Origin of the sequence: Calothrix rhizosoleniae SC01 (assembly GCF_900185595.1) — a bacterium.
Classification (GTDB): Bacteria; Cyanobacteriota; Cyanobacteriia; order Cyanobacteriales; family Nostocaceae; genus Calothrix_A; species Calothrix_A rhizosoleniae.
Window position 1 is genome coordinate 1 of record NZ_FYBH01000083.1, and the last position, 12,095, is coordinate 12,095.

6 protein-coding genes are annotated in these 12,095 nt (G+C 41.1%); 3 read left to right on the top strand and 3 right to left on the bottom strand.

Annotated features, from left to right (window positions below; genetic code table 11):
- Positions 1-54: 54 nt before the first annotated feature.
- On the top strand, positions 55-3,264 hold the full coding sequence (locus CALSC_RS04905) for an efflux RND transporter permease subunit (RefSeq protein ID WP_088240286.1): 3,210 nt from the start codon (positions 55-57) through the stop codon (positions 3,262-3,264).
- Positions 3,265-3,611: 347 nt separating this feature from the next.
- On the opposite strand, the gene CALSC_RS04910 is transcribed toward CALSC_RS04905, so the two are convergent.
- The 3 genes from CALSC_RS04910 to CALSC_RS04920 all read right to left on the bottom strand — a co-directional run bounded on the left by CALSC_RS04910 (position 3,612) and on the right by CALSC_RS04920 (position 7,311).
- A complete protein-coding gene (locus tag CALSC_RS04910) occupies positions 3,612-4,823 on the bottom strand; it encodes a GDSL-type esterase/lipase family protein (protein ID WP_088240287.1) in 1,212 nt (403 codons plus the stop codon).
- A gap of 7 nt (positions 4,824-4,830) precedes the next feature.
- On the bottom strand, positions 4,831-5,970 hold the full coding sequence (locus tag CALSC_RS04915) for a glycosyltransferase family 4 protein (protein WP_088240288.1): 1,140 nt from the start codon (positions 5,968-5,970) through the stop codon (positions 4,831-4,833).
- Between the two features lie 141 nt (positions 5,971-6,111).
- A complete protein-coding gene (locus CALSC_RS04920) occupies positions 6,112-7,311 on the bottom strand; it encodes a glycosyltransferase family 4 protein (protein ID WP_088240289.1) in 1,200 nt (399 codons plus the stop codon).
- 527 nt (positions 7,312-7,838) lie between these two features.
- On the opposite strand from CALSC_RS04920, the gene CALSC_RS04925 reads away from it, so the two are divergent.
- Together CALSC_RS04925 and lnt are read left to right on the top strand one after the other, a co-directional pair.
- Positions 7,839-9,989, top strand: a complete 2,151-nt coding sequence (locus CALSC_RS04925; RefSeq protein ID WP_088240290.1) for an NHL repeat-containing protein — start codon at positions 7,839-7,841, stop codon at positions 9,987-9,989.
- Between the two features lie 449 nt (positions 9,990-10,438).
- Positions 10,439-11,944, top strand: coding sequence for an apolipoprotein N-acyltransferase (gene lnt, locus CALSC_RS04930; RefSeq protein WP_088240291.1), 1,506 nt, complete (start codon positions 10,439-10,441; stop codon positions 11,942-11,944).
- Positions 11,945-12,095: the final 151 nt, after the last annotated feature.

The window sequence follows — 12,095 nt, forward strand, 5'->3', positions numbered from 1 at the left end:
ACCAACTAACAACTAACAACTAACAACCACCAACCACCAACCACCAACTTTTCTATGTCTTTTAATATCTCTGCATGGTCAATTAAAAAACCGATTCCCACAATCGTTTTATTTTTAGTTATAACGTTATTTGGTTGGTTCTCTTTCAACTCTTTGGGAATTGATACTAATCCTAATATTGATATTCCCACAGTCCAAGTTACAGTGACTCAACCAGGTAGTGTTCCCGCAGAACTGGAAAGCCAAGTCACGAAAAAAATTGAAGATGCTGTGGCTGGCTTAGGAAATATTGATGAGCTGCGTTCTACTGTGAGTGATGGTGTTTCTAATACTACTATTAACTTTGTCATAGGGACAAATACAGATCGCGCCACTAATGATGTTCGCAATGCGGTGGCTCAAATTCGCCAAAGTTTACCCCCAGATATTAATGACCCCATTGTCCAACGTTTGGAATTTACTGGTGGCCCCATTATGTCCTACGTGGTGAGTTCCGACAAACAATCGGTGGAAGAATTAAGTAACCTGGTAGACCAAACCATCAGCCGCACTTTACTATCTGTTAAGGGTGTATCACAAATTAAGCGTGTGGGTGGAGTTGACAGGGAAATTCGGATTAATCTCAACCCCAACCGTTTAGCATCTTTAGACATTACCGCTACCCAAGTTAATGACCAAATTCGCGCATTAAATATTAATCTTCCAGGGGGAAGGGCTGAGATTGGGGGTAAGGAACAAACTATCAGAACCTTGGGTAATGCATCTAGTGTCAATGTCCTCAAAACCTACGAAATTCTTCTACCTGGGGGTGGTTCTGTACCCTTATCCAGCTTAGGAACTGTAGAAGATAGTTTTGCAGATGTCCGCCAAAGTGCCAGTTTAAATAATAAACCCGTGGTGGGTTTCCAGGTCTTACGCAGTACTGGTAGTGTGATGGTAACGGTGGATGAGGGAGTTAAAGCTGCGATCGCCGAATTGGGGAAAACCCTGCCACCTGATGTTAAAGTCAGCTTAATTTCTACCAGATCTACCTTCGTCCGTCAATCCTACAAAAGCACGATGGATGAATTAATTGTTGCCTCTGTGTTGGCAGTGGTAGTAATTTTACTTTTTTTACGGGATTGGCGAGCAACATTAATTACAGCCGTTACCTTACCTTTATCAATTATCCCTACCTTTGCCGTCCAGTATCTCCTGGGTTATACCCTCAACAATATGACCTTATTAGCATTGGGTCTAGCTGTAGGGAACTTGGTAGATGATGCGGTGGTAGAAATTGAAAATATGGAACGGCATTTGGGCATGGGTAAAACCCCCCGTCAAGCTGCCTTTGATTCTTCCGCAGAAATGGGTCTGGCAGTGATTGCTACATCGGCAACAGTGATTGCCGTATTTTTACCAGTGGCTTTTTTAGGTGGTGTTACTGGTCAGTTTTTCCAGCCCTTTGCTGTTACGGTTTCCGCTGCCACAGTCTTCTCTACCTTGGTAGCACGGATGGTTACACCCATGATGGGAGCGTATTTATTAAAACATAAATCAGAGAAGGGAATAGGAAAAGGTGAGAAGGGGACAACCAGACAAGGGAGATACAAAAAAAGACTCTTTCCCTCTTTCCCTCCTTCCCTCTTTTCCTCCTCTTCCTCCCGTCGCTTCCAACCCTATAAATCCACCTTGCAATGGGCACTGCGCCACAGGTTAACCACCCTAGGTATTGCTCTGTCATTTTTTATTGCTAGTTTAATGCTAGTTCCTTTGATTCCCAAGGGCTTAATTGATAGTGGTGACATTGGTATTTCCAACGTCAATATAGAGCTTCCTCCCAGTTCCACATTAAAAGATACCAAAAAGGTAGTCACCCAAGTCACCAATCTGTTTCAAGCAAACCCATTAGTCGAATCTGTGTTTGCCTCACAAGAGGTGAATTCTGCTGCTTTAACTATTAATATAAAATCAAAAGAAGAAGGCAGAACTATTTCCCAAAAAGAGTTTGAGAACGAGATTAGGAAAGAGTTTACATCAATTCCTGGAGCTAAAATTAGTTTTCAAAACTTAGCATCTGTGAGTGGTAGCAAAGGTTTAACTATCCTTATTCGTAGTGAAAATCCCCAGGCGTTAAATCAAACAGCCACAGATTTAGAAAAACAGATGCGGGGTTTATCTGGTTTAGTGGAAGTTTCTTCTAGTGCAACCTTAGTAAAGCCAGAGATATTAGTAATTCCCAATCCCCAACGCGCCGCCGACTTGGGTGTGACAGTGCAAGCGATCGCTCGTACTGCATCTTTAGCTACCATAGGTGATAATGAAGCAAATTTAGCTAAATATAATTTACCAGATCGACAAATCCCCATTCGAGTGCAAATTGACCCCCAAGCCAGAGAAGATATAAATACTATTAAAAATCTGCAAATACCTACTCAAAATGGTGGTTTAGTTCCCCTCCAAGCAGTTGCAGATATCCGCTTTGGTAATAGTCCTGCAACCATCAACCGTTTCAACCGTTCCCGTTTAGTTTCCGTCGAGGCGAACTTACAAGGTATTTCTTTAGGAAAAGCCTTAGAAAAGGTGCAGCAACTACCAGCAATGCAAAACTTACCACCAGGAGTCACCCAACAAAACTCCGGTGATGCCAAGATTATGGCAGATATTTTCAGCCGTTTTGGTGGCGCATTAGGAATGGCATTAATATTTATTTATGCAATTCTGGTTTTGCTATATAACAACTTCCTGCATCCCATCACAATTATGGCAGCCTTACCCTTCTGTTTGGGGGGTACATTGTTAGCATTACTAATTACCCAAAAAGCCTTAGGATTATATGCAATTATTGGTGTTGTTTTGCTGTTAGGAATTGTCACCAAAAACTCAATTCTCTTGGTCGATTACACAATCATTGGCTTAGAAAAAGGTAAATCCCAACGTCAAGCATTGATAGAAGCTGGAGTTTCTCGACTGCGTCCCATTTTAATGACTTCCCTTTCTACCATTGCTGGTACATTTCCCTTAGCATTGGGTTTGGGGGCGGGTTCGGAAGTTCGACAATCTATGGGAATTGGAATTATCGGTGGTTTTACCACTTCTACTTTGCTCACTCTGGTAGTAGTTCCCGTACTGTTTACCTATATTGATAATTTCCAACATTGGATTGTTAAGTTGATTAAACATGGGTTTGGTAAGAAACCATACCGTAAACTAGATGAGCAATTTGAGATCATGAATTTGCCATCAGCAAGTGAGGAACTATCTCAATATTCAATCAAGAAATAAGCAACTAGTAATAGTGGGATTGCTAAATCGTATAGTTATTCCAATTAATTTCCGTAGTGGGAGCCGGACAGCTCCCTTTAAATACAAAGCGGGCAAGATGCCCGCACTACAAGATTTATTTCTAATCCGATTTAACCCAATCGGGAGGGAGTTCGCTCAGGAGCCTTTACCCTTTTTAACTAGTAAATACACATCTCCATATAGCGATACGGGCAAGTAATAAGTAATAATACCAATTCAAAGTAGGGGCACGGCATCCACAATCTTTCAATATATACAGGTATCTTACTGGTGCCGTGCCCTTGCAAATAATTTGTACATTGAAAGCATTATTAAAATTAGTATTATCAAGTAGAAGTAATAAAATTATCAGAGCTAAGAACGTCTGGCTGAACCCCAATCAATAGGGCTAATTGTTCCTGATTTGGGTTGAGAATCAAACTATACCGGGAGTTATATCCAAAATCCCCGGCAGATACAATATTAATCTCTTCGTAGGTTAAACCATTTGTAAGCACCAATACATCTTCACCCACTTGAAAATCTGTAATTGTATCCAGACCATTTGCGGCTCCGATCGCAAATTGGTCTATTCCAGCACCACCAGTGAGGGTATCATTACCTGCCTCACCAACGAGAATATTATCGCTGCTATTACCTGTCAACACATCATTGTAGGATGTGCCAATAATATTATCGATATTACTGAGGGTATCTCCTGGAGTATTATCGTCATTGTCGGCAGTATTAATGTCACGAATCCCTTCATACCAAGAACGAGCTATTTTATTGTTACCTGTGGGAGTGGGGTGAACGTCGTCTTCCAAGTCCTCAGTATTCATAGAACTGGAGGTATCGACGAAACTAACGTTTTTACCCGCAGCTCTTTTACTCTCAACAATCTCGGGAATTAGGGCATTATATTGGTCTACTAACTCTTGTCTATCAGAGTTTTTATCGGGAGGAATGGAACTGACAATTACCTGGGTATCCGGGGATTGATTGGTAATTTGGTCAATTAAACTGCTTAATCGATTGGGTGCATCTTCCAGGTTGTTATTTTGCAAGATGTCGTTAGTACCAATCATTAATAACACTATATCAGGTTGATAGGTATCTAATAGACCATCAACGCGATCGCTAACTTGGTCAATTCTTTCACCACTCACACCAGCATGGTGTTGATCAAAGTTACCATCTCCGCGCCCTCGATCACCAACAAAATCAACGTTATAGCCTTTGTCAGTTAATATACTGTATAAATCATCACGACATCCACCTGTATCTGAGTCTAAATAGCCTTCGGTAATGGAGTCTCCTAAAGGCATTATGGTGAGTGGCGTTTCATTTTCCGGGGCGACATTATAAGTAGTTATACCAGCCTCTAAGTTAATATCAACACTTGTAGTAGCTTGGCTATAGTCAACAGTTTCAATCTCATTAACATTCCCATCAAAATTTTGATTACCACTACCACCATTAACAGTATTACCAAAGTCGAGTGTAGTTTCTTCAGTTTGGGGACTAGGATTTGATGTTGTAGTTGTAATCTGATTCATTTTTGACTCACTTTAGTTGACAAAGTAGTTGAGAAATTTGTTGATTGATGCTCTTGATATCAAATCTTTGGCTAGCGGTAGTACGGGCTTGGTTAGCGATCGCTATAATATTTTCTGGGTGTTTGTAGCATTGGGTAATTGTGTGTGCTAGTTCCTCGATATTTTCAGGAGTAACCAGGAAACCAGTTTTACCATGTTCAACTAATTCCATTGCTCCCCCAGCTTGAGCAGCGATTACGGTTTTCCCACATAGCATGGCTTCTACAATGACTCTACCGAAGGGTTCGGGGGAGGTGGAGGTATGGGTAACAATATCGCAGGTTGTCATCAGTTGGGGGATATCATGGCGAAATCCCAAGAATTTGACTCGATGTTCTAAGCCTAATTCTCTGACTTGTTGGTGTAGTTGCTGTACATAATCATGTTCGCCAAAGAGTGCGTCACCCACTAGGATGGCTGTGACTTGGGGGGGGCATTTAGCTAAGGCTGCGATTAATATATGTTGTCCTTTCCACGGTGCAAGACGGCTGAAATGTCCAATGACAAATTTATCTGCTATGTCTAATTCTTGCTTAGTTTGTTGGACTATGTTGTCAGGAATTTGATATTTTTGGGAATTAAAGCCGTTATATACGACTTGGACGAGATTGGGATTTCCTCCTGCTTGAATGAAGGCGGTTTGACTGGCTTGGGAGTTGGCTATTACTAGGGATGCGAAGCGATTGGCTAGGGTAATGGCTAGGGTGAGATTAGTTTTGCTGAAATGGGTGGTGCAAAGGATGTCATGTAGGTGGTAAACCAGGGGGCGTTGGCTGAGGAAGCTGGTTAATGTGCCGACAACTAGTGCTTTTTGGGTGTTGGCGTAAATCAGATCATATTTTTTGGCGATGGGTATGAGTTTGGTTATGAGAGGGATTATTTGGGTGAGGCTGGTTAATCCTTGGATTAGGTTACTTTGTTTGCGGGTTTTGATAGTTTGGTTGGTGAGGATTTGGACAGGGATATGGGATTTTTGTAGAAGGTTTCTGAAGTCGCCATCAGCAAATAAGGCTATTAAGCTAGTATGTCGGTAGGGTTTGGCGATGTCTAGTAAGCATAGTTCCGCTCCGCCCGGTTTACCACTTTGATCTAGGAATAATATTTTCATTTATATAGTAAAAAAATAAAATATATGGTTTTTTGTCTCACGCAGAGAAGAGAGGGAAAGAGGGGAAGAGGGAAGGAGGGTGATTTATACTCATATTTCCATCACTCCCTCACTCCCTCACTCCCTCACTCCCTCACTCCCTCACTCCATCACTCCATCACTCAAAATGATATGGCGGATTTGTTGGGCTATTTTGTACCAATTAAATTTATCTACTGCATACTGGCGACACGATTCTCTGGAGGGTTTGGATATTTCTCCTAATAGGATTTGTGATAATTTGGCGGCGATATCTTCTGCTGAAATGGAAGAAGTGATTAAGTCTGGTGAGAATGGTGTTAATATTTCTGGCATTCCTCCAATGGGAGTACATACAACGGGAGTACCACAGGCTAGGGATTCGACTATTGCTAATCCGAACCCTTCAAAGGATTGGCTAGGTATAACTGTTAAATCGGCGGCTTGATAGGCTATTGGTAAATGCTCATCTGGGAGAAATCCTAAGAATTTCACATTGTTATTTAATCCCAGTTCAATAGCTTGATTTTGTAGTGCTAATTGTAAGTTACCACGTCCGGCGATCGCTAACCAAATATCTGGTATTTTGGGTTTAATTATTGATAGGGCTGTTAATAGTTTATCTACCCCTACTCGTTGTACTAAACGTCGGGAAGTAAATATAATTGGTCTATCTTCGTGCCATCCTAATTGTTGTCTAGCTTCAATTGGTGAGAAGTTTGGTTGAAATTTCTCAATATTAACTCCTCCAGGAATTACATGAATTTTATCTCCAGGAATTTGATATTGTTCATGTAATATTTTCCCAAATGCTTGACTGAGAACTATAAAGCGATTGCATTTTTGATAAACTTGTTTTTCTATCAGGAATCTCTTGAGAAATACACCCAGTTTATTGTTTCCTTCAGCATGACTCTCATCTGCCCAAGGACCATGAAAGTTAAAGGTTATTGGTATTTTTGGTGGTAATAAATCTAAAATTGGTAAACTGTATAGGGCAAAATGTAAGTTAATTGCGTCTAGATTTTTGGTATTTATCTTTTTAAAGTTACTACGTACAGAATGTAGTCTTTGCCAGATAGATTGGTTTGATGTTGCTAAATTAATGAAATTGATATTTTCATATAATTGGCTATTTGGCAAATCTATGCCACATAAATTTATTTTGTCTTGATTAGCAGCTAGTTGTTGAGTTAATTCATATATATATCTTTCTAGTCCCCCTGGTGTTTGAGGGAACCACCCTAATCCTAAGCATAAAATGGATGCAGGTGATATTTTTTGCTGTTCATTATGTATCTTGATGTCAGCTGTGTTTGTCATCTTTTTTTGGAAGTAAGTTGGGCACTGCCCACCCTACGAAATAAATAATAAATAATTGGCCATGCAATGAGTCTTTAATCAAACCAAAAAAATAATAAAAATGATGTATCTATTATGACTTTTTTATCTTTATTTATTATTGAATCAATTCTCTACAAACAGAAATAAAAATATCCGGATAAAAAAATATATTCTTTTAATAAAGTTTTGGTGAACTTGGTTTAGTTTATTTAAATCTTAGATAATTTGAATATAAACATTCATTTCCAGTTAATTTAGATTCCCATTCTTGAGATTAGAACACCGACTTTTTAGAAAAGTTGGAAATATGAGTAACCAGATTTTTCCCAATATTATCTGCCCTTCGAGCAAGGCAGAAGGCAGTCCAAATGAAAAATAATTTGTACCGCCAATTACCTAAGTAGAATCTTCTTTCCCCCTGCTCCCTGCCCCTTGCTCCCTGCCCCCTGCCCCCTGCCTTCTTCTAAGTTGCATTTCCACATTAACAAAATATACAAATTATAAAAATGCAAATACTGACAACTCTCAAATCTCTTGCTCAACAGAGGTCTTTTTGGCGGAAAAAAATTATCCAAATTGTACCCATTATTGTGGGGATAATAGCAGTTTATTTTACTAGCAGTGGAGTATCTGCGATCGCTTACAAAACTTCCTGGATTGGTAATAGTTTTGGCGGTGGTGATAAGTGGGTACAAATCAAGATTGAAGGGATGGAAGTTACTAGGGATGGTAAGATTTATACCAATAGTGTGTGGGATGAAGCTGGTAGGGAAGTCGGTATTTATCAAAATGGTGATGTTGTAGGAAAAGCTGAGGATTTGCATGGCTGGGGAAGACATGGAGGTAAAGCCATCACTGTGGATGGAATGTATATGTATGTCGCCATGCAACAATCGGCGGAAAGGAATGCTCAAGGCAAAGATTATCCTCCACCGGGAACTACTTGGTATGCTGTACGCAGATACAATTTATCTGGTACACCTGCACCTTTTGCTGGGGGACGGGGTTGGGATCAGAGTATGCTAATTGTTAGTACCAAGGCTGCTATTACGGGATTGGCTGTGGCTAATCAACGTTTATATGTCAGCGATGGAGCAGCTAACAGGGTTCAGATCTACAGTACCAGTAATTTTGGTAAGCAGGTTGGTAATTTCCCCATTTCCCATCCCGGAAAAATCACCACGGATAGAAGGGGGAATTTGTGGGTGATTCAAGCAAATAATCACAAGATTCTCCATTATTCCCCTTCCGGGAAGCATTTACCAGGAACGATTACCAATGTAGGGAAACCAACAGCGATCGCATGTGATAGAGGTGGTAGATTATTAGTCACAGATAATGGTGTCCGTCAGCAGGTGTTGATTTATGATATTCGCCGCACACCTAAATTAGTCGGGACTTTGGGGACTAAGGGAGGGGTGTATGCTGGGGTTCCGGGTAAGATTGCAGATTTGAAACTCTATGATTTGAGTGGGGTGGGTGCAGATGCTAGGGGAAATATTTATGTTAATAGTGGGTTGCATGGTGGTACAGATTTACGTAAGTTCTCCCCGTCAGGAAAACTGCAATGGCGATTACTGAGTTTGCATTTTGTCGATAATGCAGATATTGATCCGCAAACCGACGGATTAGATGTATTCGCCAAACAAGAACGTTTTCGGATGAACTACAGTCAACCTGTGGGTAAACAATGGACATACAAAGGCTACACCTTAAACCCCTTCAAATATCCCCAAGATCCTCGCTTACATACCTCCCCTACCTCTGTCTTCTTTCGCCGCATCCAGGGTAAGCGTTTTATGTTCCTCACAGATATGTATAATAGTTTCCTGGAAATTTATCGCTTCAATGGTAAAACAGATGGGGAAATCGCCATCCCATCGGGGATGTTTGTGGGGACAAATGGTAGAGGTGGTAAAGCAATTTCCGGGAATTGGCCACCATTGCAACCAAATCAGGGAGAATGGATATGGCGCGATCGCAATGGTAATGGTGCTTTTGATCAGGGAGAGTATGATAGTAGCCAGGATTATCCCTACCTTGGTGGTTGGTGGGTAGATAGTAAAGGGGATGTATGGAAGACTTTACGCACCCATGATGGTGTGGGGATTCGCCATTATCCCGTACAGGGAGTGGATGTAAAGGGAAATCCCATCTATACCTACAGTACGATGGAAAAGCAAAAAACTCCCAGTATTTTTACTGACTTACGTCGGATTGAATATATACCAGAAACAGATACAATGTATTTATCTGGGTTTACCAAGGAACACCCAGCTATCAGGGATGACTCTAAGTGGTATGGTTCGGAACTAGTTCGTTATGACAAGTGGAGTACGAGAAATCCTCGACTGCGGTGGCGGTTACAAGTCCCCTATAATCCCCAAGGAAAGGAGGAGTTACTCACAGCGAGCATGAGTGTGGCGGGGAATTATGTATTTTTAGTTACCTTTAAGACGGCGGAGGTTTATATTTATCGGGCTGATAGTGGGAAGTTGGTGAAGACTCTCAAGCCAGGGAAAGAGGTGGCGGGGGAGAGTGGTTGGATTGATATTCCCTATGGTATTCGGGCGGTGCGTCGTCGGAATGGGGAGTATTTGGTGTTTGTGGAGGAAGATTGGAAAGGGAAGGTGATTTTTTATCGGTTAAAGCTTTAGGATTGAAATTTAACCAGATTGCCATAATTAAGTAATAAGATAAGAATTACCTTGACAGTGGTTAAACCCCGTTCATGTTGAAACCTGGAGTTGATGATTATTTGGATGTGTCATTGCGACGCTCCGTAGACGCGTAGAGGCTTCTCGCAGAGTAGCAATCCCAAATTCCTGGATCGAAAACTACAGTTCTCAAGGTAGATGAGGTTTAACTTGAGTCAAGTTTAGGTAAACACATATCTTGCACCTTCTCAATCAGAGTAAGGTGGGCATTGCCCACCCTACGGAATAACAAGGTTTACAGATGATAATTTTCGCAATAATTATGTGTTTCTTAGGAGTAAACAATAGAATATTAAACTTATTGCTTATTACTTATTACTTATTACTTATTACTTGTGCTCAAAACCTTCACATCCAAAATCATTACAACTTTCCTCAGTGGTATTGTCATGGGGCTAACCGTTGCTCCTGTAGAAGCATGGTTTTTAGCATGGTTTGCCCTAGTCCCTTTGTGGCTGATAGTTTTCGGTGGGAAGCAAATAAAAAATCCATCGCTCCATTTATTTTTCCTATCCCTGGCTTGGGGGATTGGCTATCATGGTGTCGCCCTTTCCTGGATTACTGGTATTCATCCCATGACTTGGATGGGGGTTCCTTGGCTAGCAAGTTTAGGGATTGCCTTGTTTTGTTGGGCATTTATTACCATGTGGGGAGCGGTATTAGTAGGGATTTGGGCAATGGGAACCCTTTGGCTGACAAACAAGCAAAAGACTAGGAAACCCACAAGTCAGTTGAATGGATTGGTTTCTATTCTCATTGGTACAGCTCTATGGTGTGCTTTAGAAGCAATTTGGAGTATGGGCCCTTTATGGTGGACTTCCCTAGCTTACACCCAAAGTCCCCATAATTTAGTAATTTTACATCTGGGTCAATTTGCTGGCCCTAGTACCGTCACAGCCGTAATAGTGGCAGTTAATGGCTTAATTGCAGAGGCATTAATATATAGTCAAGCAAAGGATAAAAGCAAAAACTTTACTCCTTACCTATTACCTTTTACCCTATTTCTCATAGCCCATCTCATTGGTTGGGGTTTGTATAGCCTGCCTTTAAATCAACCAATAGCCACAGCCTTAAAAGTGGGAGTTGTTCAAGGTAACATACCCAACACAATTAAATTATATCCAGAAGGTTTTCGTCAAGCGATCGCAGGTTACACTAGGGGGTATTTAAACTTAGTAGAGCAAGGAGTAGAAGCAGTACTTACTCCAGAAGGAGCCTTACCTTTCTTTCAGCCCCGAATTATGGCTAGCCCCTTGGTAACAGCAGTTAAGGAAAAAGGTGTAGTTGCTTGGGTTGGCGGTTTTGCTGAACAGAAAAGCGGTGAGTATACAAACAGTTTATTTACGATTACAGGTGAGGGAAAAGTTTTTAGCCGTTATGACAAAGCCAAATTAGTACCTATTGGCGAGTACGTTCCCTTCAAGGAAATTTTGGGTGGTATTATCAACAGATTGTCACCTCTCAAAGAAAATCAAGTCCACGGTGCTGCTAATCAAGAGTTTGATACCCCCTTGGGAAAGGCAATTGTCACCATCTGCTATGAGTCTGCATTCTCGGAAAGATTTCGTCGTCAAGCTGCTGCGGGAGGGCAATTTATCCTCAGTCCTTCTAATGATGCCCATTATAGTGCTGCCATGCCAGCTCAACATCATGCTCAGGATATTATGCGAGCCATTGAAACCGATAGATGGGCTGTGAGGGCAACAAATACTGGATATTCGGCTTTTGTCAACCCTCACGGCGAAACCCTGTGGATATCGGGACATAATACCTATGAAATTAAAGCAGAAACGATTTATAAACGGCAAACTCAGACCTTATATGTGCGTTGGGGTGACTGGTTAACTCCTGTGTTACTAGTATCGGGTGCGGTGGTGTTATTAAGTAATAAGTAATAAGTAATAAGTAATAAGTAGGTTGGGCACTGCCCACCTTACCCTTTATTTAGGGTCTGCTGAATAACTGAAAAATATTGATTTATCAATGCTTTGAGGCTATTTTAACCTCAGTTCGGGTTAAGGAGCTTTATTTCACTTTGAGAGGCTG

Coding starts and splice junctions, on each gene's coding strand:
- CALSC_RS04905 (WP_088240286.1), top strand. CDS start 55: ATGTCTTTTAATATCTCTGCATGGTCAATTAAAAAACCGATTCCCACA.
- CALSC_RS04910 (WP_088240287.1), bottom strand. CDS start 4,823: ATGAATCAGATTACAACTACAACATCAAATCCTAGTCCCCAAACTGAA.
- CALSC_RS04915 (WP_088240288.1), bottom strand. CDS start 5,970: ATGAAAATATTATTCCTAGATCAAAGTGGTAAACCGGGCGGAGCGGAA.
- CALSC_RS04920 (WP_088240289.1), bottom strand. CDS start 7,311: ATGACAAACACAGCTGACATCAAGATACATAATGAACAGCAAAAAATA.
- CALSC_RS04925 (WP_088240290.1), top strand. CDS start 7,839: ATGCAAATACTGACAACTCTCAAATCTCTTGCTCAACAGAGGTCTTTT.
- lnt (WP_088240291.1), top strand. CDS start 10,439: ATGGGGCTAACCGTTGCTCCTGTAGAAGCATGGTTTTTAGCATGGTTT.